The sequence below is a fragment of the Treponema sp. OMZ 305 genome (assembly GCF_024181325.1).
In the GTDB taxonomy this organism is placed as follows: domain Bacteria; phylum Spirochaetota; class Spirochaetia; order Treponematales; family Treponemataceae; genus Treponema.
This window is the reverse complement of record NZ_CP051300.1, coordinates 2,324,373-2,349,911: the sequence shown is the minus strand read 5'-3', so window position 1 is coordinate 2,349,911 and position 25,539 is coordinate 2,324,373. Positions and strand designations below refer to the sequence as shown.

The 25,539-nt window shown below is 46.2% G+C and carries 28 protein-coding genes and 2 tRNA genes; 21 read left to right on the top strand and 9 right to left on the bottom strand.

The genetic code is table 11. The features are described 5' to 3' along the window. The first annotated feature begins 40 nt into the window (after positions 1 to 40). From ABK01_RS10380 to ABK01_RS10360, 5 genes are all read left to right on the top strand, one after another. Positions 41 to 1,048 (top strand): GNVR domain-containing protein, encoded by a 1,008-nt coding sequence (locus ABK01_RS10380; RefSeq protein WP_253675578.1) that lies wholly within the window; start codon positions 41 to 43, stop codon positions 1,046 to 1,048. After that, positions 1,038 to 2,585: an SLBB domain-containing protein gene (locus tag ABK01_RS10375; protein WP_253675577.1), complete on the top strand. Its 1,548-nt coding sequence runs from the start codon at positions 1,038 to 1,040 to the stop codon at positions 2,583 to 2,585. The genes ABK01_RS10380 and ABK01_RS10375 overlap by 11 nt, the downstream gene beginning before the upstream one ends. Positions 2,586 to 2,787: 202 nt before the next feature. After that, on the top strand, positions 2,788 to 3,405 hold the full coding sequence (locus ABK01_RS10370; RefSeq protein ID WP_212565361.1) for a hypothetical protein: 618 nt from the start codon (positions 2,788 to 2,790) through the stop codon (positions 3,403 to 3,405). A 10-nt stretch (positions 3,406 to 3,415) separates the two neighbouring features. Further along, positions 3,416 to 3,640, top strand: a complete 225-nt coding sequence (locus ABK01_RS10365; protein ID WP_212565360.1) for a hypothetical protein — start codon at positions 3,416 to 3,418, stop codon at positions 3,638 to 3,640. Between the two features lie 77 nt (positions 3,641 to 3,717). Continuing rightward, complete coding sequence (locus ABK01_RS10360) at positions 3,718 to 4,059, top strand: hypothetical protein (protein ID WP_253675576.1); 342 nt, start codon at positions 3,718 to 3,720, stop codon at positions 4,057 to 4,059. A gap of 253 nt (positions 4,060 to 4,312) precedes the next feature. Here ABK01_RS10360 and ABK01_RS11835 read toward each other — a convergent pair whose 3' ends face one another. The 6 genes from ABK01_RS11835 to def all read right to left on the bottom strand — a co-directional run bounded on the left by ABK01_RS11835 (position 4,313) and on the right by def (position 10,186). Continuing rightward, complete coding sequence (locus tag ABK01_RS11835; protein ID WP_212566607.1) at positions 4,313 to 4,378, bottom strand: UvrB/UvrC motif-containing protein; 66 nt, start codon at positions 4,376 to 4,378, stop codon at positions 4,313 to 4,315. Further along, entirely contained in the window at positions 4,371 to 5,297 is a 927-nt protein-coding gene (locus ABK01_RS10355; protein ID WP_253675575.1) for an Rpn family recombination-promoting nuclease/putative transposase, read from the bottom strand. Before ABK01_RS10355 ends, ABK01_RS11835 begins: the two co-directional genes overlap by 8 nt. 270 nt (positions 5,298 to 5,567) lie before the next feature. Continuing rightward, complete coding sequence (gene uvrB, locus ABK01_RS10350; protein ID WP_253675574.1) at positions 5,568 to 7,559, bottom strand: excinuclease ABC subunit UvrB; 1,992 nt, start codon at positions 7,557 to 7,559, stop codon at positions 5,568 to 5,570. Between the two features lie 111 nt (positions 7,560 to 7,670). Then, positions 7,671 to 8,672, bottom strand: a complete 1,002-nt coding sequence (locus ABK01_RS10345) for a PASTA domain-containing protein (protein WP_212565356.1) — start codon at positions 8,670 to 8,672, stop codon at positions 7,671 to 7,673. 15 nt (positions 8,673 to 8,687) lie between these two features. Continuing rightward, positions 8,688 to 9,665 carry a methionyl-tRNA formyltransferase gene (gene fmt / locus ABK01_RS10340; RefSeq protein ID WP_253675573.1) on the bottom strand — a complete coding sequence of 326 codons (978 nt, stop codon included), beginning with the start codon at positions 9,663 to 9,665 and terminating at the stop codon, positions 8,688 to 8,690. Further along, on the bottom strand, positions 9,665 to 10,186 hold the full coding sequence (def, locus tag ABK01_RS10335; protein ID WP_212565354.1) for a peptide deformylase: 522 nt from the start codon (positions 10,184 to 10,186) through the stop codon (positions 9,665 to 9,667). The genes fmt and def overlap by 1 nt, the downstream gene beginning before the upstream one ends. A gap of 116 nt (positions 10,187 to 10,302) precedes the next feature. On the opposite strand from def, the gene ABK01_RS10330 reads away from it, so the two are divergent. Continuing rightward, positions 10,303 to 10,374: transfer RNA gene (locus tag ABK01_RS10330), tRNA-His, on the top strand. Between the two features lie 65 nt (positions 10,375 to 10,439). Then, positions 10,440 to 10,513, top strand: a tRNA-Arg gene (locus ABK01_RS10325). Positions 10,514 to 10,549: 36 nt separating this feature from the next. Here ABK01_RS10325 and ABK01_RS10320 read toward each other — a convergent pair. Continuing rightward, positions 10,550 to 11,527 (bottom strand): GNAT family N-acetyltransferase, encoded by a 978-nt coding sequence (locus tag ABK01_RS10320; RefSeq protein WP_253675572.1) that lies wholly within the window; start codon positions 11,525 to 11,527, stop codon positions 10,550 to 10,552. Positions 11,528 to 11,605: 78 nt separating this feature from the next. Between ABK01_RS10320 and eno the strand changes: the two genes are divergently transcribed. The 3 genes from eno to ABK01_RS10305 all read left to right on the top strand — a co-directional run bounded on the left by eno (position 11,606) and on the right by ABK01_RS10305 (position 14,622). Continuing rightward, a complete protein-coding gene (eno, locus tag ABK01_RS10315; protein ID WP_253675571.1) occupies positions 11,606 to 12,904 on the top strand; it encodes a phosphopyruvate hydratase in 1,299 nt (432 codons plus the stop codon). 187 nt (positions 12,905 to 13,091) lie between these two features. Then, complete coding sequence (locus tag ABK01_RS10310) at positions 13,092 to 13,472, top strand: RidA family protein (protein WP_212565351.1); 381 nt, start codon at positions 13,092 to 13,094, stop codon at positions 13,470 to 13,472. Then, positions 13,465 to 14,622 (top strand): DUF8086 family protein, encoded by a 1,158-nt coding sequence (locus ABK01_RS10305; RefSeq protein WP_253675570.1) that lies wholly within the window; start codon positions 13,465 to 13,467, stop codon positions 14,620 to 14,622. Before ABK01_RS10310 ends, ABK01_RS10305 begins: the two co-directional genes overlap by 8 nt. Before the next feature lie 56 nt (positions 14,623 to 14,678). Here ABK01_RS10305 and ABK01_RS10300 read toward each other — a convergent pair whose 3' ends face one another. Both ABK01_RS10300 and ABK01_RS10295 read right to left on the bottom strand, forming a co-directional pair. Next, positions 14,679 to 15,794, bottom strand: coding sequence for a Gx transporter family protein (locus ABK01_RS10300; protein WP_253675569.1), 1,116 nt, complete (start codon positions 15,792 to 15,794; stop codon positions 14,679 to 14,681). A 12-nt stretch (positions 15,795 to 15,806) separates the two neighbouring features. After that, a complete protein-coding gene (locus ABK01_RS10295; RefSeq protein ID WP_212565349.1) occupies positions 15,807 to 16,325 on the bottom strand; it encodes an FKBP-type peptidyl-prolyl cis-trans isomerase in 519 nt (172 codons plus the stop codon). Positions 16,326 to 16,733: 408 nt separating this feature from the next. On the opposite strand from ABK01_RS10295, the gene rplU reads away from it, so the two are divergent. The 11 genes from rplU to nusA all read left to right on the top strand — a co-directional run bounded on the left by rplU (position 16,734) and on the right by nusA (position 25,533). Continuing rightward, on the top strand, positions 16,734 to 17,048 hold the full coding sequence (gene rplU / locus ABK01_RS10290) for a 50S ribosomal protein L21 (RefSeq protein WP_016522145.1): 315 nt from the start codon (positions 16,734 to 16,736) through the stop codon (positions 17,046 to 17,048). A 7-nt stretch (positions 17,049 to 17,055) separates the two neighbouring features. Beyond that, positions 17,056 to 17,379 carry a ribosomal-processing cysteine protease Prp gene (locus ABK01_RS10285; protein WP_016522144.1) on the top strand — a complete coding sequence of 108 codons (324 nt, stop codon included), beginning with the start codon at positions 17,056 to 17,058 and terminating at the stop codon, positions 17,377 to 17,379. 32 nt (positions 17,380 to 17,411) lie between these two features. After that, positions 17,412 to 17,663 carry a 50S ribosomal protein L27 gene (gene rpmA, locus ABK01_RS10280; RefSeq protein WP_006187878.1) on the top strand — a complete coding sequence of 84 codons (252 nt, stop codon included), beginning with the start codon at positions 17,412 to 17,414 and terminating at the stop codon, positions 17,661 to 17,663. 124 nt (positions 17,664 to 17,787) lie between these two features. Then, on the top strand, positions 17,788 to 19,062 hold the full coding sequence (obgE, locus tag ABK01_RS10275; protein WP_253675568.1) for a GTPase ObgE: 1,275 nt from the start codon (positions 17,788 to 17,790) through the stop codon (positions 19,060 to 19,062). Beyond that, entirely contained in the window at positions 19,059 to 19,649 is a 591-nt protein-coding gene (gene nadD, locus ABK01_RS10270; protein ID WP_253675567.1) for a nicotinate (nicotinamide) nucleotide adenylyltransferase, read from the top strand. The genes obgE and nadD overlap by 4 nt, the downstream gene beginning before the upstream one ends. After that, on the top strand, positions 19,642 to 20,262 hold the full coding sequence (yqeK, locus tag ABK01_RS10265) for a bis(5'-nucleosyl)-tetraphosphatase (symmetrical) YqeK (protein WP_253675566.1): 621 nt from the start codon (positions 19,642 to 19,644) through the stop codon (positions 20,260 to 20,262). Before nadD ends, yqeK begins: the two co-directional genes overlap by 8 nt. Further along, the gene (locus tag ABK01_RS10260) at positions 20,259 to 21,443 is read left to right on the top strand and encodes an LCP family protein (RefSeq protein ID WP_212565343.1); all 1,185 of its coding nucleotides are present in this window, start codon (positions 20,259 to 20,261) and stop codon (positions 21,441 to 21,443) included. The genes yqeK and ABK01_RS10260 overlap by 4 nt, the downstream gene beginning before the upstream one ends. Before the next feature lie 73 nt (positions 21,444 to 21,516). Beyond that, entirely contained in the window at positions 21,517 to 21,867 is a 351-nt protein-coding gene (rsfS, locus tag ABK01_RS10255) for a ribosome silencing factor (protein WP_253675565.1), read from the top strand. 144 nt (positions 21,868 to 22,011) lie between these two features. Then, positions 22,012 to 23,397 (top strand): HEAT repeat domain-containing protein, encoded by a 1,386-nt coding sequence (locus ABK01_RS10250; protein WP_253675564.1) that lies wholly within the window; start codon positions 22,012 to 22,014, stop codon positions 23,395 to 23,397. Positions 23,398 to 23,613: 216 nt separating this feature from the next. Next, positions 23,614 to 24,063 carry a ribosome maturation factor RimP gene (gene rimP, locus ABK01_RS10245; protein ID WP_253675563.1) on the top strand — a complete coding sequence of 150 codons (450 nt, stop codon included), beginning with the start codon at positions 23,614 to 23,616 and terminating at the stop codon, positions 24,061 to 24,063. Between the two features lie 9 nt (positions 24,064 to 24,072). Next, the gene (gene nusA, locus ABK01_RS10240; RefSeq protein ID WP_212565332.1) at positions 24,073 to 25,533 is read left to right on the top strand and encodes a transcription termination factor NusA; all 1,461 of its coding nucleotides are present in this window, start codon (positions 24,073 to 24,075) and stop codon (positions 25,531 to 25,533) included. Positions 25,534 to 25,539: the final 6 nt, after the last annotated feature.

Genomic DNA, 25,539 nt, shown 5'->3' with positions numbered 1-25,539 from the left:
TAAAAATTAACTGGATCGAATAAGCTCTAAGGAGATTATAGTGGAACATGATATAAATAATAATTCTGACGAAATATCTTTGTTAGATTTAGTTGCCGTATTATGGCGCTGGAGATGGCTGATTGTTGCGCTAACGGGTATAGTTTCAATAGGTGTTTTTACCTATGTTCTTATTGGTAAAAAAATGGATCCCCAAAAGTCATATATGCCGGATGTATACACCAGTACAGCCTTTATGCGCATACAAAGCAGTACAAGTTCTTCCGGTGGAACTTTAGCGTCGATGCTGCAGCAAAACGGTCTCGGTAATCTAGCAGGGGGGGGCAGCGATAATACGCAGCAGTTAGCGCTCTATATTGCCGGCAGTAATTCTTTTCTCGATACTATTGCAGATGAATTGCATATTGCCGAAAAATATAAGATTAAAAAATTCCTCAAAACCGAGACCCGAACCATAGTCAAGGGTTTACTTAAAGCAAAAATGGATGAAAAAAGTGGAGTGTTTTCATTAGCTGCTACGCATATTGAGCCTGAGTTTGCGCAGAAAGCTGTCTTGATTGCTGTTGAGTATTATGAAAAACGTTTTGCAGAGCTTGGTCTTGATAAAAAAGTCCACGAAAAAGAAAATTTAGAGAAAAGTTTGAAACAATCATTTGATGAAATAAAACGTTTAGAGCGGGAAGCAGGCAATTTGGAAAATAAAATAGCTCAATCAGGTGGGATGAGAGGTACCGCTCTTACGATAGAACAAATCAAGCGTGAAATTTCTATTCAAGAAAAGATATACGGGCAATTAAAAGCTCAGTATGAACTTTTGAAAGTAGAAATGGCGGGCGAAACTCCGGTATTTCAAATATTGGATATGCCCGAAGTACCCGAAAAAAAATCCGGACCGTCGCGCGCAAAAATATGTATCGTTGCTTTTGCTGCAGGATTATTCTTTTCGATTTTTCTTGCTTTCCTTTTGAATGCCGTGCAGGAGATATATCGCGATCCTGAAGTGCAGGCAAAGTTCTTACGGAAAAAGGACAAGCCACATGAAGTATAAAACTATTTTACTCGTCTGTGTATGTTTTATTGCAGCTTTTTCATTGTGTGCAGCTTCAAATTCCGATGCGGAAACTGAGTCAAAGCGATTAGCTCAACAAGCAATGGCGAATCCCGATTATCGTGTTTTGCCGGGGGATATATATCAACTTGGTTATACGATTGGGCAAAATGCTGTGAGTTATCAGATCGTTGTGGACTCAAGCGGCATTATCCGTGTTTCTAATTTGGGTTCAGTGAATACGAACGGCAAAACATTTCTCGCAGTTAAAAAACAGGTTGAAACACTGGTTTCACAAAATTATCCACTGAGTGTGGTTCAGTTTGTACTTACAGCCCCCAGTACTTTTACCGTAACGGTGAAGGGGGAAGTGAATAAAACAACAGAAGTAAAAGCCTGGGGACTTATGCGCGCATCTCAAGCTATTACCGGTCTATTAACGGATTTTGCTTCAAATCGTTATCTGTCTATTACAGGGCGTTCCGGAAAAACAATTGATTATGATCTTTTTCAGGCAATACGTTTTGGGGATCTTACTCAAGACCCGTATTTATCGCCCGGTGATGTAATCTCTATCCCACGTGTTAAGCGGCGTGTTACACTTTCCGGAGCAGTTGAGCGTCCCGGAACGTATGAATTGGCAGAAACAGAAACGCTTGCTCAGCTGATTGACGTTTACGGCAGTGGATATACCGCCGGAGCCAATAGAACACAGGTTAAAATAACCCGTACAACAAACACAGAAGATGGAAGCACGAAGTTTGATTCTTTTTTTGTTGCGCTGAGCGGTGAGCCGGATGGAAATGAGCAGCTGCAGCATTTGGATAAAGTCTATATTGATACTCAAAAAACACTGCGGCCTTTTGTGTATCTGGATATGCCGCTTGATGCAGAAACGCGAGCGGGGCTTTTAGCAGATAATCAGACAGGTAATATAAGAGGCGGTCTTTCAAATCAGACCACTGCGAGTGCAATAAATAAAGACAGTGAAGGTAAAATTGTGGCTACGACTATTCCAATTCCCTTTAATGAAGGGGATGATCTTATTTCGATCGTTCGCGAGCGGTTACCGATTTTCACTAAACCGTGGATTGATGTTACAGGAGCGTATATCTTTCGGCAAGGAAAACAGATACCGATAAATTTAAGTCCGCTATTGTTTGATCAATCCTATCACGAAATTATTCCGATCGAGGCAGAAGACCGACTGGTTGTTCCCGAGATTAAACAAACCGTAACCGTTGATGGTGCTGTAACGAATCCCGGTTCGTATCCGTATACTCCCGGTCGTAAAGCTGACTTTTATATTGCATTAGCGGGCGGTTTTGACTATCAACGGAATACCGGTGGAGCTGTGGTAATTAGGGATGTGTATGGTAAAAAGCTTACCAAGGACGATATTCTCGGTCCAAATACGATTATTACGGCAAAAAGTAATGCCTTTATGTATAATTTTAATATGTATGTACCACTCATTACGGTAACAGCAACGATTTTAACTATCATTACTTCTATCATTACCTTGACGAAGCGATAAATTTTTTATTCGTGCGGAGTGTTTAATCCCCCGATGCTCTGTGTCGGGGTGTTGATTTCTCAAGATTTTTCCTTTCTTTTTTGAGGCAATCGCTCTAAAATATTTTAGGTTGTTATCTTCCTTCTGTGCGAAATTTGAGACAAGATTTCGCACTTATATCCTTCCTCTTTAAAAATCCCGTAAAATAGTATATGCTTTCCTCATGAACAATACGAAGGGCGACAGCGATTTCCTCTTTGCGCTTGATTATATATTGAATAAAGCGAATATACGCGAAATCGATGCATTTGCTGCAGCAATTGAACGTCGGCAAGGTCAGCTTGAGGGAGCGTTAAACGGTAACTTCCCGTTTACTCCGGAAGAAGCAGCCAAGAAAATGTCGGAATCGATCTATGCTTCTATTGATGCTAGTATGGATGGCGTTCGGCATACTTTTCGGAATTACGCCACCGATATTTTGCAAAAAGAAGCGCCTGAGCTTTCCAAGGATCAGATCGTCGATCTGGTTGATTCATGGATTCCTCAATCAAGCAGTCAACGTGGAAAAAGCCGCCGCGCTTCTTTAGCAAAGAACGGTTCGGTACAAGGTGTTCCTGCCGATCTGTTATACGAAATGGTTATACAGTTTGTTTCGTACAGTTTGGGCGAAATGCCGGTTGACACACAGCGCAGTCTTACCGCTGCAATGCATGATTGGACGGGTTCTTATTGGCGGCGCTTTCCTACCGGTATAAAGCAGGAGATAAAAGCTTTTTTGAATGGGGAGACAACATCCGGAGAGTTCCAAGGTCATCTGCGCGAGATGTTGGGGCTAGCATAAGGAGATTTGTATGCAGAAAAACGAACAGCCGTTTGAGGCGTGGACCGGATATTATAAAATAGAATATCTTGATGAAGAACCTAAAGTAACGGAAAAAGAGCTCTTTGATACGGTATTTGCCAAGTTGGAAAAAATACAAAAGCAAGTTATGCTTGAAAAAATTAAAAAGGCGGAGGCTCAGCTCATAATACTGGAAGATGAACTAAGCGTATTTTTAGCAAAAGGTGGACTGTAAATTATGATAGACCTATTCCTCCGGTAGATGATGATGAAGTCGATGGTAAGTATAATGAGCATGCAGGAGGATTTCATATGCTTAAATTATCGACATTGGTTCGCCTGGCTTTGGAAAAAAATCTGAAAAAATCACTGGAAACACCAGAAATCATCGATATTCTTAAGGCAAAGCATAATATCAGTGAAGGTGAGGCAAGGAATCTAATTGCATCGGAAATTAAGGATACTGTTAAAAAGTATCTGGATAATTTTCCCCCATTTGCGGATAACTTCAAAAATCTTAATGACTGGGATGTTTATATTTCTTTTGGTAAATATTTTCTTAGTGGAGGTATGTTTCCTAACGAGATATGGCGTAATACTTATAAGGTTACCGGTCAAGATGCAGAAGATTTCTGGAAAAAATGTTGGGAGTAATCTAATTTATTCGTGTGGTTTAGTACCTGCCGTTGCGCAGCTCAGCAGCGTGTTTCCTCTGCAAACACGCTGCTGAGCCGAGAACCAGTGCCATCCGTGGCAAGTTCAAAAATTGACCTCCTTGTCAATTTTTGAACGCGAGTTTTTGCTGCGCAAAAACATCGCTACTGCTTATAACCACGGACATCCTTGTCCGTTCCGATACGTTGAGGATACTTTTTTACCGTATGACGCAGTAGATATGTCGTATATTTCAAAAGGAGCCCAATCTTTTAATCTCTTCGATCTTGTCGCGAATGACCGCCGCCTCTTCAAACACTTTCTACTTCTTCTTGGCTGAGACCGGTCATTGTACAAATTTCGCCAATCGAGTAATTATGTATACGCATAAGTTTTGCCGTTTCAAGCTTTGTTTGGTACGCTCCATCGGAAAATCCTTGTTTAATACCCTGTTTAATACCCTGTTCAATGCCTTGCTCAATACCTTGCTCAATACCCTCGGCAAAGGCTATTCTGCCCGCTTCTGCTCGCTGTACCGCAATGTCCGTATCATAGTCGTATTCTGCTACTAGCATATTAATTACCTCCCGTGATTTTCTTTGTAAGTATTCCTTTAAGATACCTTTTTCTATACATATTTTTACCGCATTCGTAAAGCCGTTTTCAGGGTCGAGTTGTGTTTGTATGCGTACTTCTTCTACAAACAAACTGTATTCATCTAAAGTTCTGCAACAGCTTAATATTTGTGCTCCCTTCCTCGTATTTATATTATAGACCTTTACGATAAGTTCCAGCGGCAGGGCATCCGATTTTGTCATAAATGCATCTGAAAGCTTTAAAATTGTAGTTTCAGGGTAGTCTTCCATCCCATTGTAAAAGACGTAAAATTCCGGTGTAGGTATTTTTGACAGCTTTCTTAAGTATCTGTCTGTCGGAGTTTGCAGCTTTTCGTAGAGCCGCGCGATATATTGTAAAAAGCGTATCGGCATATTTTCATTGATAGTAGACTGATGCTCCGCAAGAACAACAATCTTATTGTCTACAAGGCAAGATATATCGTTGATAATATTCATGTACATGACATTATCAAGCCGTATGTTTTCTACCGGACATGAAAGCTGTAAATTAGTATTATGTAAGGCATTATACAACGACAAGAAGTTTTCTTTTGCCTTTTCGTCTTCGCTGAAAAGGTCGACAAACACCGAGTCTTTGTACCTGCGGTTGTGCTTTGGCATAGCGTACCTCACTTGTACGTTATTATACCATACTTACCACAATTTTATAACCTCTCTAATCAGAACGTCCTCGTCCATCCGAGGACGTTCTGATACGTTGAGGACACTTTTTTACCGTATGACGCAGTAGATATGTCGTATATTTTTGAACCAGGCTTTTGAAAATAGACGCCACAGATGCTAGGAGCGTACAAAAAACATCCGCAGGCGTACTTTTTGTACGTCGAGGACTGTTTTTTGTTAAGCGACAACGCAGATATACCGTATATTTCAAAAGGAGCCCAATCTTTTAATCTCTTCAATCTTGTCGCGAATGACCGCCGCTTCTTCAAAGAGGAGCATGTCGGCATATTCTGCCATCTGCGCTTCGAGCTTTTTGATAAGCTTTTTACGGTCGGCGGGGTTCAAAATATTAAAGCTGTTGACGAGCGGTTCCGTTTCGGTACGGGCGGCTTCTTTTTTGATTTCCGCTTCGCGTACCAGAATATCCTCGATGGATTTTTTAATAGTCTTGGGCGTAATGCCATGCGCCTCGTTATATGCTTGCTGGATTGAACGGCGGCGGGTTGTTTCTTCTATGGTTTCCTTCATCGCATCGCTGATGCGGTCGGCATACATCACCACGCTGCCGTTGGCATTACGCGCCGCCCGCCCGACAATCTGTACGAGGCTGGTGGTTGAACGCAAAAAGCCGATTTTATCCGCATCGAGGATACCGATAAACGATACTTCCGGCAGGTCGATACCTTCCCGCAGAAGGTTAATTCCGATCAGCACATCGAACTCACCCGCCCTCAAGCCCTTGAGGATTTCTACCCGCTCGATGGTTTCCACTTCGCTGTGAATGTACTTTACCTTTAAGCCCAGACCGGTGAGGTAGTCGGTAAGGTCTTCCGCCATCTTCTTGGTAAGCGTGAGAATGAGACTCCTCTCATCCTTTACGATACGTTTTTTCACCTCACCGTAGATATGCTCCATCTGCCCCTCACTCGGATGAATTTCGATGAGCGGGTCTAACAAACCGGTCGGGCGGATGAGCTGCTCAACAACGCGGGTGGAATACTGCAGCTCTTTGGGGCCGGGCGTTGCGGAAACAAATATTGCCTGATTGAGCATCTGCTCAAACTCTTTCATTTTGAGCGGGCGGTTATCCAGTGCGCAGGGGAGCCGGAAGCCGAAGTCCACAAGGTTCTGCTTACGGCTGCGGTCGCCTTCGTACATCGCGCCGATTTGCGGAAAGGTTACATGGCTTTCGTCCATAAAAAGGAGAAAGTCTTTGGGAAAGTAATGCAAAAGCGTTGCAGGCGGCTCCCCGGGCTTGCGGTTTGCAATCGGCGCAGAGTAGTTTTCTATCCCCGGACAATAGCCCATCTCGGAGAGCATTTCGATGTCGTATTCGGTACGGGTTTTCAGCCGTTCCGCCTCCAAGAGCTTTCCCTGCGTCTTGAGTGTTTCCAAACGGGTATCAAGCTCTTGTTTAATCCGCTCGATAGCATTAGGTATCGCATTCTCCGGCATAACAAAGTGCTTTGCAGGATAAATCGAAAGCTCTTCGTATTCTTGGCTCACATCTCCGGTCAGCGGATTAAAGCGGCGGATACGCACAATCTCTTCCCAGTCAAACTCAATGCGGTAGGCTTCTTCCATATACGCAGGGAATACTTCCATCACATCGCCCTTGACACGGAACCGACCGCGCTCCAACACCGCATCGTTCCGCTCATATTGCAGACTGATCAGCTGCTTTTTGAGTTTTCCGGGATCAATGGTCTGTCCTTTTTCTATGGTGATGCGTAAATCGCGCCACGATTCGGGCAAGCCCAAACCGTAGATGCAGGATACCGTCGACACAACGATAACATCCCGCCGCTCCATCAAACTGAATGTTGCCGAAAGCCGGAGCCGGTCTATTTCGTCGTTGATAGAAGCATCTTTTTCGATATAAAGGTCCCGCGCCGGGACGTAGGCTTCCGGCTGGTAGTAATCGTAGTATGAAACAAAGTATTCAACGGCATTTTCCGGGAAAAAGCCTTTGAACTCGCGGTAAAGCTGCGCCGCAAGCGTTTTGTTGTGGCTGATAATCAGCGTCGGCTTTTGTACCGCCTGAATGATATTCGCCATCGTAAAGGTTTTACCCGAACCGGTGACGCCTTTGAGCGTTTGAAACCGATCGCCTGCCAGTATACCGTCCGCAAGCTGCCGTATTGCATCCCCTTGGTCTCCGGCAGGCTGATAATCCGCCATGAGTTTAAACTGCTTCATAATGGAAGAAGTGTACCTTATTACGCACGGTTTGTGTAGAAGGAAAATATAATATAGTCCTAGCGGAGAACGGGTGAGGGGTGGTACAAGCGCGTGCCCTGCAGCAACCGCCTATTCCGCTGTATTTGCGCCTACCGTTTCGGTGTAAACCTCTTTGTTGAGTACTTCCAGCGACAGCTTTGTTCCTTCCGGAACGGTGTATGGTACTGAACATGCGCCGCCCGGATGCCGGAATGAGGTAAGGAGATCTTTATCCCCGTTGGGATACGCTGCATAGAGCGAAACGGTAAAGGGATAGGGAAACTCTGCCAGTGTTGTTTTAAGGATGCCGGACACCATACCGTTTGCCGATTCCGGTAGGGAAACGGTCAGTGTTACCGGAGAAAATACCGGAACTTCACTCTGTGCTGCGGCACTTTGCTGTTGTACGGTAATATCCGTTCCCGTGGCGCTGCCTGCGGTAAAAGCAAAGGTTACCGCAGCTCTTTGCATTACCTGATATATTTTTTTAAGATCGGCGCCGGTCATATCGGGAACTTGGGTTGTTTCCGTTTGCGTTCCCTTGCTTACCACAAAGGTCAGCTCCATATTATTTGAAATCGGTGTTCCCGCTGCGGGTTCCTGCTCAAGGATGGTGCCTGCAGGTTCGGCGCTGTATTTCGTCAAATACGGCTGTTTAATCCGGATGTATTGACGGCTGCCGGAAGTAAACAACTCCCGTATCCGGTTTTGTACATCTTCGATATTTTCTCCGATATAATTCTGTACCGTATCGATAACAGTCCCTTGGCTTACCACCAGCTCGATCCGCTTGCCTCCTTTGACGATAGCTCCCGGGCTGGGATCCTGTTCAAGGATAAGCCCTTTTTCGTCCGCTTTTTGAGAATAGCGGAGCTGAATGCGCGGATAGAGCTCACGCGCCTGCAAATCGAGCAGCGCTTCGGGTAAATCTTTACCGACAACATTCGGCACCATCACCTGTTCGGCACTTTTTAACGAAATAAAAAAGACCAGCGTCGAAACCGCAACAAAAACGATGAGCATCACCAACGATGTAATAACAATTGTTTTTCCGTTTCCGCTGATATCATCAGCAATATCACCTATACCCATAGTTAATCCTTAGATTTATGTTTCAGGAAGAGACCGGAGCGTTGTTCCGATAAAACCGGTTGCTCCGTTTAAAAAATCCTTCCATTGCATTGCTTTTTTGGTTTCTTTTTGGAGTATCTGAACCGCTAAAATACCCTTTCCCGTTTGTATCAAGACGCCTTCCCGTTTATCAATGCCGAGTACCAGTCCCGGCGTTTCGGGAGATTCCGCCGCTGCGTTCCCCGCATACGGATGAGCCTGTGTAATAGAAAGTTTTGAGCCAACCCAATAGGTAAAGGCTCCCGGCCACGGGGTGTAGGCGCGTATTTTCCGGTCTATTGCGGCAGCATCGTCCTGCCAGTTCAGTAATCCGCTGTCTTTTTGTATCAGAGTACAGTACGATGCCGTTTCATGATGTTGCGGCGTTGCAGTGACGGAACCTGTTTCTACCATTTTAAGCGCTTGCACGATGAGCAAAGCGCCGAGTTCTGCACAGCGGGTTAACAGTGTTTCGGTCGTATCGGACGATTCAACCGGCAGTTCTTTTTGAATGATGATGTCTCCCGCATCCATTTCCTGCGCCATATACTGAACGGTTACACCGGTTATGCTGTCTCCTGCAAGGATTGCTGCGGGTACCGGACTCGGGCCTCGCCAGTGGGGCAGCAGGGATGGATGAATATTGAGCGCGTGTTTGGGAAAGAGCGCCAGCGCCTTGGGGCCGAAAATCTTTCCATAGGCAAAACATACCATTATATCGGGTCTGAGCGCTGCTACGGCTTCGCGGAAGTCCGCATTTAGTTTTTCGGGCGTCAGTACCGGTACCTCCTGAGCGATAACGCCGTGTTCTTTTAGTTCGGCAACCGCCTGCGCTATGGCAGACTCAGCATACTTTTTACCGCGTCCGATACGGGCGGGCGGAGCGGTCAGCACACCGGCAAGAGGATATGCCTTTGCGATTGCCTGCAATGCAGGAATTGCACAATCGGGAGTCCCTGCGAAAAAAACATTCATTATGCACGCGCCCGCTTTTTTGCTTCGCGCTGTTTTTTGCGCTCTTGCTGTTGAGTGAACTTTGCAACGAGGCTATCCCGTTCTTTTTCGGATAACCGATCGATGAAAAGGACGCCTTCAAGGTGATCATACTCATGTTGGATAACCCGCGCGAGTAAACCGGTTGCTTCTATCGTCCTACGCCGTCCATTCATATCCTGATATTGCACGGTTACGGCTTCGGGGCGGATAACATCCGCATACATTTTAGGGATGCTTAAACAGCCTTCTTCGTAGCTGCATTGCTTTTCCGAAGTACCGACAATGAGCGGATTGATAAACACCCGTTCAACGCCGTCATCGATTTTTACGATAAAAAGTCTTATGTTTTTTCCTATCTGAGGCGCCGCCAAACCGATACCCTTATCAGTATCCATCGTTATAAACATTTCCCGTATCAATTCATGCAAGGCTTCATCGATATGTTCTACCGGCTTTGAGGGCTGCCGGAGCGTTTCTTCACCTAAATACAGTACCTTCATTGCGCATCATAGTACAAAATTTATGCGGTGCGGTCAATGTGTTTGCAAGGCACACGCATCTATCAACGGCTACTTGACTTTTTTGGGCTTATCTGGCATCATCCTTGGCATTCACGGTGGGTGTAGTTCAGTGGTAGAGCGCCAGATTGTGGATCTGGTTGTCGTGGGTTCGAACCCCATCACCCACCCTTTTACGTTTGTGCTCAATGGGCAGATGTTTATACATTAGTCTGTTTTGGGCATAACGGAAAATGCGCCTGTAGCTCAGCTGGATAGAGCAACGGACTTCGAATCCGTAGGTCGCACGTTCGAGCCGTGTCGGGCGCATTTTTTTACCTATTCACTTTTTTTAAACAATTCCTGTTACTCTTCAATAGACAAATCTTTTACATACAACAGTCCCATCCGCTTAAATCCGTTCCGTTCAAGTTCCGTAATAAAATGGGACGGCGTGCAAAAGTCGGCAAATAACAGCGTAGCAGCTAAGGGTGCGCTGTAGACGCAGGCACGCTGTAAAAGCGCCTTGCCGAGTCCAAGCCCCCGATACTCAGGCAATACGCGTAAGAACGGAATACAAAAACTTTCATTAAATGGAAATGCAATGACGGAGCACAATCCGCACAAGCCGTTTTCATTGTATGCAGTGATATACGCGGCATGATTCTGAGCGGTACCGTACTGGCGTCCGGCTGCAGCGCACACATCCGCATTAAAAAATGATGCGTACCCAAGCAATCGCCCCGCTTCCAATGCCGCCTTCTCGTCAAAGTCGTCAAAGGATATTATTTTATCACCGTCGTCGGAAGTTTCTTCCGTTTTACGGATAAAATTTTGCAAAAGTTCGCGATTCAATGCATCGTGTTTTTCAATTTGAAATATAAAATCTTCCTGCAAAAGTTGAGGGTCTGTTTCATCTTCAAAACCGATTTTTTCCAACCCCCAGATCATCCTGAGTTCATTGTACCATTCGTAAACGGCAGCTTTCATTTGCTGATCCTTGAAGCGGTACCATTCGCGCTCGACGGTAGGTGCGGTTTTTAGCACTTCTTTATACCGGCGGAACACTCCTTTCCGCTGACCGAGGGCATTCAGCAGCGCTTCTCTCAGCAGAGGGTTGTGTACCCGCGTCGTAAACTGTTCCATTACACGGAAGCCTTGGGCAGAAGTCCATTCAGGGAGATCATAATAACGTTGATCATCGATAGTCGTCTCATAATCATCGTCAATCTCATCCATGTCGACACAGATACCTTCAAGCGCATCGAATGAAAGAATTTGATCCTGATTTTCCATCGAAAAGATAATATCGTCGATTATTTCGGGTGATAAAATAAATGTCATACCATTTGATTATATCATAAAATAAGTGTAAAATGTATGTCTATTATAAATTATCCATAACAATATGGGAGGTCGTATATGAGCGATATTGTGTATATTGAAGGACGTGAGATTCTCGATTCCCGCGGAAATCCTACCGTTGAAGTTGATGTTGCGTTGAGCGACGGCAGTTTCGGCCGCGCCTGTGTTCCGTCGGGAGCATCTACCGGAGAGTTTGAAGCGCTTGAGATGCGCGACGGTGATGCGAAACGCTACGGCGGCAAGGGTGTGTTAAAGGCTGTCGATAATGTGAATACCGTTATTGCAGAAGAGCTTGAAGGAATGGATGCCTTGGAACAGGCTGAAATCGATCAGACTATGCTCAATCTGGATGGCACACCGAACAAATCGAAACTCGGCGCTAATGCGATGCTCGGTGTTTCTATGGCGGTTGCACGCGCTGCCGCCGACTATGTCGGTTTACCGCTGTACCGCTACTTGGGCGGCGCCCATACCTTACAAATGCCGGTGCCGATGGCGAACATCATCAACGGCGGTAAGCATTCCGACAACAAAATCGACTTTCAGGAATACATGGTGATGCCGATCGGCGCCGAGTCCATTCACGAAGCGGTGCGCATGACGGCGGAAGTATTCCATGCGTTAAAAAGCCTTTTAAAGGCGGACGGCAAGGCAACTTCCGTCGGCGATGAAGGCGGTTTTGCGCCGGATATCGATAACGAAGCGGCGCTGGAGTATATTATGAAGGCAATCGATAAGGCAGGCTACAAGCCGCGCACCGATATTGCCATCGCGCTTGACTGCGCTTCTTCCGAATTGTTCGACGAGGGCGGACGCAAGGGCTATAAATTCTGGAAATCCAATCCCGATAAGCTGTTCACTGCGGATGAGATGATCGAAATCTACAAAAAGTGGATTAACACCTATCCGATTGTTTCTATCGAAGACCCGCTCGATCAAAACGATTGGGAAGGTTATGCCCGTTTGACCAAAGAGCTCGGCAGCAAAATTCAGATTGTCGGCGACGACTTCTTCGTTACCAATACCGAACGGCTGCAGCGCGGTATTAAAGAAAAGGCCTGTAACTCCATTCTGATTAAGCTCAATCAGATCGGTACGGTTACCGAAACCATCGATGCGGTACGCATGGCGCAGAATGCGGGGTACACTGCCGTTATCTCCCACCGCTCAGGTGAAACCGAGGATGCGTTTATCGCCGACCTCGCCGTTGCCGTAGAAGCGGGACAAATCAAAACCGGTTCGATGAGCCGCAGCGACCGTATTGCAAAGTACAATCAGCTGATTCGCATCGAAGAAGAACTCGGCTGCCAAGCCCGCTATGCAGGCGCCGCAACCTTCGCACGCTACGGGTTTTAAGCAGTTATAGGCGGATATTTCTAAGCAGTTCCAAGCGGATATTCGGAAGTTCTTTTTCTAAATGAAAAACGAGTCCGATGTCCGCATGCTGATTTAATATTTTTAATTATATATTCATAATTAAAAATGATAGTAATTACCCATTACAAATTACCAATTACTAATTGATTTATAGGAGGATTTATTTATGAAACAGATTATTGCAACAGATAAGGCGCCGGCTGCAATCGGACCGTACTCACAGGGAACAGCCGCAAACGGCTTGATTTTCACCTCCGGTCAGCTGCCGATTGATCCCGCTACGGGCGCTTTTGTTCCGGGCGGTATTGCCGAACAAACCCGTCAATCGCTGATGAACCTGAAAGCGGTGCTCGAAGCCGGCGGCAGCAGTTTGGATAAGGTGCTTAAAACAACCGTGTTTTTAAGCGATATGAACAATTTTGCGGAAATGAACAAAGTGTACAGCGAGGTATTCGGTACCGGAAACTATCCGGGGCGCTCCGCTGTAGAAGTTGCCCGCCTGCCGAAAGACGGACTGGTCGAAATTGAGGCAATCGCTCTTGCGTAAGTCGATGTTGGCGCTGCCGCTTGCAGCAGCGCTTGTTTTTTCCGCTTGTACAAAACAAAAGACGGAAACCGAAGTCCCCCCAGCGCAAGAAAGCGCATCGGCGGTTCCGGTTGAAGAGCCGTCTGTCAATCATTGGAAATATTTTTCCGTTGACGGCAACGGTTCTGTGCAATTAAAAAATGCCGATGCTGTTTCCGAAATACCTGCTGCGGCGTTTAAACCGTGGACGGAGGCGGTTCGCGTTGCCGATTTCGGTTTAAATCAGGGGAATACCGTCTTTTTAATCAATAAGTGCGGGCTGTATCCGATTCACTCCTTACAAGCAGGCGCATCGCTTTCTCTTGGGCATGAGCTTTTTTCACACGCCACCGCGGGGGATCTGTATACAGTGGACGGACAGTATTTTATCCGTATCTATCAAAATTCGATCTTTTCATCGCGCGGCACATCAGAAAATACGCACTTCTTGTTACGTACTGACCCTGAATGCAAAGTCTATACGCCCGTAGCCGATGTAACAAATCTGCATTTACCTAAGGAAGCGCAGTGTAAATCGCTTGAGCAGGTAGGCGGGCAATGGTATGCAAGTTTTAAGGCTGATAGCGGAGCGGATATTTCCTTCTCGTATGTAAAATGCAGCAATTTTGCCGTCTTTATACAGAATGATGCCTATAACCATATCAAACAACTATCTGCAGAAGAATTTAGAGCAGCCTGCGAACCGCCGCTTTACAACCGGATGCCTGATATGCTCAAAGAATTGGCGGACATAATCGAAAGTGATAGGGATTTGTACTTGAAAGTATTCACCGAAGGTGCGTCGGATAGTACGATTTTCTTTAAACCTGCACGGAATCAAACAAACGATACTATGGAAGAGCGGGTACCGGTAACCGTTTATGCAGTTCAGTATCCCCAAAGAGACGGTAAGCAGAATGCCGCGATCCTATTACCTAATGGGACGTTGCTGCTTAATACCGGCGATAACAGCATACAGAAACTGCATTTACCGTCTTTGCCGGAAAACTTTATCTATACCGCGTTTTCTATCTCGGCTACGGAGATTACCGTCGCTTGGGAAGAATCGGTATTCTACGAAGTCGGACGCACAGGCATCTTTACCGCCGAGCTGGGTGAATTAGGCTTATAACCAAAAAATATGCGGAGACATCCTCTGGGCGCGCCGGATTAAATGCGTTCATCGCTTTAATCAGCGTTTCCAGAGATGTGTTCCGAGGTATCATCCTTTCGGCTGTCTGATTTGTGTAAGGCTTTAATCCCTCTATGTTTTGCCTCGGGGTTGTTGATAATAAAGGGAAGGCTGAGCAGCAGCTCGTCGATGCTTGTGATAAGATGGCGGGGGCGTATCCTGTCTTTAAACTCAAGCAACTGTTTAAATATGTAAAGGGATTCGTCAAGTACGACGCCAAGCGTCCCCGGAAATCGGATACGCACCTGCAGTGTCCATCGTGAAAGAAAGATCATCGCTTGCAGAATAACGGCTTTTTCCGAACCGTTCAGCAATGCTCCGCTTGTAAGAGAGAACCTTCCAATCGAGAAAAGCTCTCTCCCCACCGGAATAAAAAGATGGCAGATGATAATACCCACCGTTGAAATACAGAGCGGTATCCAATATATTTTTTGTTTTTCCGCAAGGCAAAGTAAAAAGCCGGCGAAAAAAATGACTGCCTTTGCCGGTAAGCCCGGTATAAATAAGAGTGCAATTAGCAAGGTAAAGCCGGTTATCAGCCGGATCCACGGATAAGCGGCAGGGTTCGTATTGTCAGGCAACTGCACGTATAGCGGAGAATCGGCGTCCCGTACATGAGCATACCATTCGGATTCCGCTTCAAAGGTTTCGCAAAAAATACCGAGGATCAAGGACGTTATTGCACCAATAAAGAGAAACGGCGGTATCATATAGAGAATCCCTTCTCCGAAGATACAGAAACGACCGATAAAAAGTTGTATGCAGTTCGATACAAAAGCCCCTGCCATACTGATTCCGGCGAGCGATAGCACCTTACGTGGAATCTTATGTAAGGCGTACATCACAAGTGCGGAACCGATTGTTCCTGCTGCCGAAAACAGGATAAGATAAGAAAAGAGCGTTCCGCTGATAAAAGCTTGTCCGAGAATTTTTATTGCCGTCAGCAATAAAAACGCCGGAAACGACAGTACATCAAGCGCCAGCATCAGCGGAACATTTGCAAGTCCTATCCGCAAAAACGGCAGCGGCTTGGGAATAACAAACTCAATAGCCGAAAGGAAAAAGCACAAGGCGCCGAAAACCGGTACCAACGCATCCTGTTTTTTATTCATAGTACAACCGGCTTAATGGCAGCCTGAACACCCGCCGCAGCCGCCTTCACCTGTACCGCAGCTGCTTCCGCATCCGCCTGCGAAGGATTGTTGAACTTCTTCAAGCTCTTCGGGGGTAGCATCTCGTACACCGGCAACCTTTATATCAAAGTGTAAGGTCTTTCCGGCAAGCGGATGGTTGGCATCCAGCGTGATAATATCGCCGTCAATACCGGTTATTACCACATGGTGACCGCTTGTTTCAAACTCCATGCCGACTTCCAGCTGTGTGTCGGGCGGAAACTGTGCACGGCTTACCTCAAAGACGGCGCGCGGATCGATTTCGCCGTAAGCTTGCTGAGGCGCTACCGTAAGCGAAAAGCTTTCTCCGGCTTCTCGCCCTTCAAGCGCTTTTTCCAAGCCGGGAATAAGCTGCCGATAACCGTGAACATAGTCTAGCGGTCCCATCTGTTCCGATGAATCTAAAACCTTTTGATCATCATCCTTTAAGGTATACTCAAGTGTAACCAAACAATCATCTGCAATTTTCATGCTGACTATGATACCGATTTTCCTACTTTCGGGCAAGGCAAAAGTTCAAATGCGGGGGGCTTCTTTTTGTGCGAAATTTTGTACTTCTTTTCGCACCCTTGACCTCTGTAGACCGTTTATGCTATATTTTGAAATCAACCGTTTAGTTTTGATGATATGCACCCGTTCATATATCATCATACAAAAATATTGGGAATCTTTAAAAACTTCAGTTTTTAAAGATTTTCCTTAAATCCTTTTGCGATGTTTTTAGATAAGTCATATCAATAAATAAAAAGACTTATCTAAAAACTCGTCGGGCAGCTCTAAAAATCTAACCAAGTTTTTAGAGCTGCCCATATAAAATAAGCGGAACTATTTATCCTTTTAATGATAGATGCTTCCGTGGAAATGTAAACAGAGGTTTTTATGTACGCACTTTTTGAATATAAAGGCAAACAGTATAAGGCTGAACAAGGTTCCAAGATTCTGGTGGACAAAATCAATGAACCGCAGGGAACGGCTATCGATATCGATACCGTTTTACTGGTTAACAATGACGGTAAGGTGTCTGTTGGAGCTCCCTACGTTGCGGGCGCAAAAATTTCGGCAACGGTTGAAGAGAGTATGCGTGATAAGAAGGTGATTGTATACAAGTACAAGAGCAAGAAAGACTATCACCGCACAATCGGGCATCGCCAGCACTACACCTATTTAACGGTTAATTCGATTACCGGGGTGTAAGCGCGGAATGATACAAGTCCTTTTGGAGCTTGATGAAAAGGAGCATCTTCTTTCCGTTGAAGCTTCCGGCCATGCGAATAGCGGCATTAAAGGACATGATATTGTGTGTGCAGCCGTAACGATCCTTTTAAGGACGACTGTACAGGCGCTCGGTTCCGTGCAAGCTGATGTCAGTGCGGAACAGCGCGGTTCGCTTTCTTTTCGGGTACTCAGCTATGACGAAACGCAAAGCGAAAAATTACGGTATGCAGCGGAATTTTTATGGCTTGGGATAACTTCTTTACAGGAAGAATATCCGCAAGCGGTTCAATGCAAAAAGATACAGCGGTAAACAGTACGTTTACCTGATACGAGGAGGCTACTATGGCACGGAAACGAGGCGGAAGCGGTGCAAAAAACGGACGAGATTCAAACCCTAAATATTTGGGCGTTAAGGTATACGGCGGACAGACGGTAAAAGCCGGTTCTATTTTAGTCCGTCAGCGCGGAACTCCTATCCATCCGGGCGATAATGTCGGCCGCGGCAAGGATGATACCTTATTTGCAACTGTAGACGGTACGGTTGTGTATCATCACCGCAATGGCAGACATTTAGCATCTGTAACGCAAGCGTAGGGATGGATGAGCGGTTAATTCCGCAATGATATTGGCAACTCTAAAAATCTAACCGAGTTTTTAGAGCTGCTCTGTTGTAAGCCGGCTCTCATGCCGGCTTTTTTTTCGAGAAGGAAACGAGGCAATGATTCAATTTGCGGATGAAGCTTTAATCGAAGTTTCATCGGGAAAAGGCGGGAACGGCTGTATTGCGTTCCGGCGGGAAAAATACGTACCTAAAGGCGGCCCGGCAGGCGGCGACGGCGGGCGCGGCGGCGATGTGCTGTTTGAGATTAAGCGGAATATGCGCACGCTTGTGCATTTACGCCATAAGCGTGTATTCCGGGCAAAAAACGGCTTGGATGGGCAAGGTTCAAAACGATTCGGTGCAAAGGGCGCCGACTGTATTATTCCGCTCCCGCCGGGCTGTATTATTAAAGATGCCGATACCGATGAGCTTGTCTACGATTTCGGCGACCGGACTGAGGGGCTTATCCCTTTCTTGACCGGCGGTAACGGCGGCTGGGGGAATTGTCATTTTAAAACCTCTACCAATCAAGCGCCGCGCACCGCTTTGCCGGGACAGGAGGGGCAAACTCGCCGGCTGAAAATTGAGTTGAATATCATTGCCGATATCGGACTTGTCGGCTTTCCTAATGCCGGTAAGTCCTCTCTGTTGGATTACTTTACCAATGCCCGCCCTAAGATTGCGCCCTATCCGTTTACCACCAAAATACCGAACCTCGGCGTACTCCGTATCGATGAGGAACAAGATATTATCATCGCGGATATACCGGGGATATTGGAGGGCGCTTCGGAGGGGGTCGGACTCGGTATCCGGTTCTTAAAGCATATTTCGCGGACGGCGGGGCTGGCCTTTCTGATTGACCTTTCCGATGAGAATTATTTAACCGCGTATGATACCCTCTGCGGAGAGCTTGCAGCCTATTCGGAAGAATTGGCTGCAAAAAAACGAGTTATTATCGCAACCAAGCTCGACCTTGAGGGAACAAAAGAACGGCTCAAAACCCTGCGGGAAAAACTTTCCGATGTGCCCGTACTCGGTATTTCGGTGTTTAACCGCTGGGGATTGGACGAAGTCCGCGATGCGTTTGCGGCGCTGGTAGAAGAGCTTGCCGTTGCAGATGCAGGCAAGAGTTCCGAAGCAGCGGCGGAGAGAATATCCGGTACTGTTCCATCCGGCGGAGCTGTATACGGCGGCGCATTCGGCAACACTCCAGTCGGCACGGCATCCGGTGTCGATTTAGGCGATGATGTTACCGCCCAAGGTTTATGGGCAGGTACGGCTGCGGCGGACAACAACTTTATGTATGCGGAGCTGGAAGCGCCCGTTTACGTGCAGCAAGAAGGTTTCGGCGCAACGGTGAGTTTAAGCCGCAAGCGGAAGGGTAAAAAATGAGGCTCGCCGTATTGGGCGGATCTTACAATCCTATTCATATCGGCCATTTAATGCTTGCCGATGCGGTTGCCCTCCGTTACGGGTACGACACCGTAGCCTTTGTCCCCGCCTTCTTATCTCCCTTTAAAGACGGGCATTCCGGCTGTACCGCCGAAGACAGACTCGCGATGGTCAAACTCGCAATCGCCGATAATCCTGCCTTTTACTGCGAACCCTGCGAGATTGAGCGGCAAGGTGTTTCGTATACCATCGATACGTTGAAGTTTCTAAAGAAAAAATTTCCGCAGTGCAAAGGAAAAATCGGGTTGATTATCGGTGATGATTTACTGGAAGGCTTTAGCGGCTGGCATGAAGCGGAGCGCATACCCGATTATGCCGATATAATGGTAGGAAACCGCATTATAGACCGGTATTCTACGGAACAAGCCGACACCGCGGGTACGGTTCCTCATTTAAGGGTAGATAATGCCCTGCTGCCGGTGTCTTCAAGCGGAATACGGGCGGCCATACAAGAAAAAAAGAGCTGGCGCTATCTTGTACCTTCAGCCGTATACTCGTATATTAAAGAACATAAACTCTATGAATGATATCCGTATTGAAAAATTCATCACAGCGCTGGATAGATATGCACGAGCCAATCTTTCCGATTACCGCTATGAACATTCATGCAGGGTTGCCTCTTATGCGGAAGAACTTGCCCGCCGGTACGGGTACGGACACAGGTTGCAGCGGCTCTGCTATCTTGCCGGTATTTCCCACGATATGTGCAAAGAAAAACCTATCGGTTTTTTACTCCGCACGGTACGGACGGACGGGCAACCGGTTACTCCTGACGAAACGGCAAATTCCGAGTTATTGCATGGGCGGGCAGCGGCGGTTTTATTGCAGGAGAATTACGGTATTCATAAAAAATCGCTTTTAAATGCGGTACGCTATCACACCTCCGCTTCTACAAAGTTTGATGCGCTGGGGCGGATTATCTATATTGCGGATAAAATTGAACCCGGCCGGAAAAATTGCGATTACTTACGGGAAAAGGTTGCACGGCTGACCCTTGATGAACTTTTTCTTGAAGTGCTGAAAGAGGTTATCGGTTTTGTGGAGTCGAAAGGACAAACAGTGCAGGCGTGTACCTATAAAACATATCGGTTTTTAAAAGAAAGAGAGACGAAAATACCCCATCGGGAGGAAGGAAATTGAAAGAGGGAAAAAACATCATCTTTTTATTGCTCATCTTAGCGATGCTCATTCCTTCGGGGGTGATTGTGGCACGGAATCTCAATGTCGACCCTATCAGCACGTCCCTTTCCGAGGATAATGTGCTCAAGGTGCTGTTTGTCATTGAAAATGATAATGTCCCTATTTCTACGAATGTTATCGCTCACTATTCGCAAACGCGGCGCGCAGCAATGTTCGATATTCCTGCGAATATCGGGTTGATTTTACCTCAGCTTGGACGTACCGGCGGCATCGGCTCGCTTTATACGGAAAAAGGCGCTGCTGTTTATAAAGACGAAATTGAAAAACTGACCGGTGTTGAAATCCCGTTCTATATCGTATGTTCGCTGACCGACTTTATGCATTTAACCGACTTGCTCGGCGGCATTTCGGTTTTTATCCCTTCTTCGGTGGATATCGATTCAGAGCAATACGGAAAGATTTTGCTCCCCTCCGGTTCGGTGCTGTTGGACGGCGATAAGGTTCGCGACTATCTATTGTATGAAGATGAGGCGGATGCCGAGGACGAAGCGGTAACCCGTAAGCAAAAAGCGGTATTGGCCTTTCTCCGCAGTTTATATGAACATCCCGAAATGCTCGAAAAAGAACAGTTTAAAGTGTTCAGCCCGTTGCTGCACGGCAATGTTACCGGCGGAAATTTAAAGCAACTTTTGGAATATCTCTGCAAAATCGATTCGGAGCGATTGGTTCCTCAGCGTTTAACCGGCGCCGTGCGTATCGTCGATTCAAAAGAATTGCTCTTTCCGTTCCGTGACGGTCAGCAGATAAAGGAAATTATCGGACAGACGCTTGCGGCACTTGCTTCAAAAGAGGGTACCACGTTAGAGCGGGTTTATGCGCTGGAAGTTTTAAACGGAACCGATGTAAACGGGCTTGCGCGGACTGCCTCCGAGCTATATCAGAGTTTCGGATATGATGTTATCCGTGTCGGGAATGCGGCGCAAACGGGAGTTGAGCATACTGTTCTAATCGATAGGATCGGGAACGAGGCGGTGGCAAAGATTGTCGGGCAGGTTGTCCGTTGCGAAAATATTGAATCCGCCCAAATCGGCGACGATCATTCCGGCAGCGAAACGAATGTCGACTTTACGTTGATACTCGGTAAAGATTTTAACGGCTATTCGGTACGGCAAAAAAAATAGAGAAGATGATCTTTATCGTTTTTAGCGATATCCATGAGTTTTAGAAAAATCAAGAGAGAACAGAGAGAGGATTATGGAAGTTAATTTTGAACAGGCTGCATTAACATTCGGAACGATTTTGCGCGATCTTAAAGCGGAATCGGTGGTAGTGCTCGATTTACGGCCGGCTCATATTTGGACGGACTTTTTTGTGATCGCGACTATAGCGAGCGGTAAACAAGCCGGCGGCCTTGAAGGCAAAATTATGGAAGCGGCAAAAGAGATGCAGATTGAGGAATACCGGACTATCAGAAAAAGTCCCGACGGCGACGAATGGAAGCTGCTCGATTTCGGCTCCATCGTTGTGCATTTAATGAGCCCCACCGCCCGAAAATTCTACGACCTTGAACGTTTGTGGTATGACAGCCCCAATCTATTAGCGTAAGGGGTAATGTAAAATAAGGGCAATTTGTAATGATAGAGAAACACTGATTAAATGCGCTCCTTGCTTTAATCAGCACTTCCAAAGTATCGATGATTCTTAAAAGTAAAATCTTGGAATTCCGATAATGATTGCAGGAGTATTGTGATGAAAAGACTCATTTTTACGATATCGGTTGCGCTGTCGGTACTCATAGCGCCGATATATGCAGCTGCGGATACAGCTCCATCAAAGACGACGGAAGATAAAAAACAAGAGCTTGATGAGATTGAAAAAGCCCAACAAGCATTGCAGTACGGGTTGGAATCGGAAATACTTGAAGTAGTCAATAAGGTAGATAAGCGGGATTTTGAAACGCTGCAAAGCGATTTTAACCGCCTTTTTATGGAGACAAAAAGTCCTGCCGTGCGTGAAGGCCTTTTCGATCTGTACCAAAAATATGAAGATCCTCAATTGACGGAAGCTGCGGTTGCAGTATTGGAAGATTATGAAGCCCAGCAGCGGACACTGGTAAAGGCGGTGCTGTCTTACCTTGCAGCGGTAAAGCCGGAACTTACCTCCGCCTTAAACGAAGCGCTGCAAAAAATGCTGACTCAAGATACGGCGGAGTATGGCGCGGAAACGGTTTCCGTATTAGGCGAAATCGGCGGCGATGAAGATGCCGCTTTTTTAGCAGACTATTTTGATAGCTTGACAATCGATGATGCAAAGCAGGAGCTTATTTTAAAACAGACGATTATGGCTGCGCTCGAAAAGCTGCATAGCGAAGATACCCGTGCGTTTTTACTTGAGCGGGCGCAGGATGAAAACGAGAATATTTACGTCCGCTCCAGCGCTGTTGCCGGTCTTGCCCAAATGGGGAACCCCGATATTGTGCCTCTGCTGGCAGAATTTTTCGAACAGCCGGAACCGCAGCTGCGGGAAGCTGCAATACGGGGCGCTGCTTCTTTTGATACGGACGAAACACGAAAGCTCATCTTACAGGGATTTAAAGACAGCTATTATAAGGTTCGGCTCGAAGCTTTAAAAACCGTACAAAAGACAAAGATGCAGGAAGCAGCGCCGTATGTGTTATACCGCGCAAAGTATGACCCGACGGATGCGGTTCGGTTTGCAGCGGTAGAAACGCTGGCTGTGCTGAATACGGCAGAAGGTAATGCATGGCTTGCCGAAACATTCCGCGATGCTAAAAAGAGCGAAAAATTACGGATTACAATCCTCAGCGCGGCGTTAAAGCACAATTCTACGGCGCTTGCCGCTGATTTGGATACGGTGGTGCTGGGAACCGTAACGGACAACAAGCAAAAGAAACTGCGGTATGAATTCGGTAAGGAAATTGCAAAAATCGAAAATACTGCAACGACGGAAATTTGCAAAGCTTTTTTACAGAGCGATGATGTGTTAACCAAAAGCATCGGGCTTGATATGTTTAAGACAAATGCTTCCGCGGACGCCCGCGCCTTAGTAGAAGCTATCGCACAAGACGAAAAACAGGGTGCACTACAGCGCCGCGCCCGGCGATTGCTGGAATAACGGGCTTGGCGTTATGCTTGCTGCCTTGGCGTAGGGTATGTCTTGGCAGCGTTGGTTTTAGCCGATTGACTGGCTACCGGCATCGATACAGGCGGAAACCTATGGCTTGCATAAACTTTTTCTTTATGGTACTATCCATAAAGAACTTTATTATCCTTATAAGTCTAGGCAGGAGTCGTTCAAACGGCTCTTTTTTTGTTTACGGGAGTTGATGCAATGGAATATGTGCAAAAAGAAACCGTTCCGTATTTTACCGATTATGAACAACTGGTTACCGGTCTCGGATATAAATTGGTTGATTTGCAGATTGTTCATCAAAAAACAATGTGGCTGGTAAAGGCCGTTATCTACAGTAAAAATGGAGTTGGAGTTGACGATTGCTCAAAGGTACATCGAGCGTTATTATCGCGTGCAGAGGTTTTGCTCAATTCTCAGGATATTCAAATGGAAGTAAGCTCTCCGGGGCTTAACAGAGTAATAAAAAATGCAGCGGAATTTCAAGCCTTTATTGGAGAAAATATAAAGGTATTGGAAGTTTCCTGTCCCGATTGGCTTGAGGGAGAATTGCTGGCTGCGGATTCGACGGGTCTCTGTTTAAATAGTTCCGGCGGGCAAAGAAATATCCGGTATGCGGATATAAAAAAAGCGAAATTGAATAAGATCTAAGGAGTCGTGATGGCTGGGGTAAAAATTGAAGACGTCCGTAAATTCGCGTTAGAAAAAGAACTGGATGAAGATCTTGCATTTAAAATTGTTGAACAAACATTAAAAGCTGCATACAAAACAGCCTTTAAAACCGATGCGAATGCAGTTGTTATTATCGGTGATGATGCAGTAAATATCTATGCACGTAAAAAGATCGTTGATGATGTTGTGAACCCCGTGCTTGAGGTAGACATAGAAGAGGCAACAAAACTTGCTCCTGACTGCGAACTCGGTGATGAACTCCTTTTTGAGCTGGATCCTAAGGATTTTAAGCGCGGTTCGATTCAAGCGGGTGTACAGCGCGTGCATCAATCCACGAGAGAAATCCAAAAGGACAGCATTTATTCCGAGTATAAGGCGAAAGAGGGCGAGATTATCATCGGCTATTATCAACGGAAGAAAAACGATAATATTTATGTCGATCTCGGAAAAGTCGAAGGTCTTTTGCCGCGGAAATTTCAGCTGCCTCAGGAAATATATCATCCGAACGATAGAATAAAAGCGCTTATAAAGGAAGTAAAAAAACACCGGCAATCGAATGTCGTACAGCTTATCCTGTCTCGTACCGACCCCGATTTTGTGCGCCGTTTAATGGAGCTTGAGGTTCCTGAAATTTACGATAATATTGTTGAATTGTACAAAATTGTCCGTGAACCCGGTTACCGGACAAAGGTCGCTGTTATCTCTCATAGGGAGGATGTAGATCCCGTCGGCGCCTGTGTCGGTCCAAAAGGCGCTCGTATCCAGACGATTATTACCGAGTTGGAGGGTGAAAAAATCGATGTGCTTGAGTATTCAAGCGATCCGGCTGTATTTATTGCCAATGCCCTCTCTCCCGCCGAGGTATTAGATGTTGTTATTCTTGATACGGAAAAGCGTACGGCGCTTGCCGTTGTTGCGGAGAGTCAGCTTTCAATTGCCATTGGAAAGCAAGGCTTGAATGTCCGGTTGGCAAACCGGCTGGCGGATTGGAGTATCGACGTCAAAACAGAAAAACAGTTCCAAGAGATGGATATTCACGCCGAGACTCGTAAGGCGGCAGAAGAGCTGTTCAATGATGAGGCTATTTTGCTGACGGAAGTTGAGGGGATTGACCCCGATGTTTTGGCGCTCTTGCATGAGAATCATATTGAAACAGTTGAGCAGTTCTTGGATGCTCCGCATCAAGAACTTTGTGCGCTTCCCGGTATGTCGGAAGAAAAAGTTAATACTCTTGAGGCGTTAATCAACGAAGCATTTGAGATTGTTGATGAAAATCAAGCGCCGGAGCAGGAAACACAGCCTGAAAATCAAACAATGTCTGCGCCTATTGAAGATGCGGAAGAAGAAGTATACGAATGTCCCGAATGTGGGGCGCCGATTACGATCGATATGACAGTCTGTCCTAGCTGTGGTGTCGGTTTAAGTTTTGAATATGAGGACGAAGAATAGGAGTCG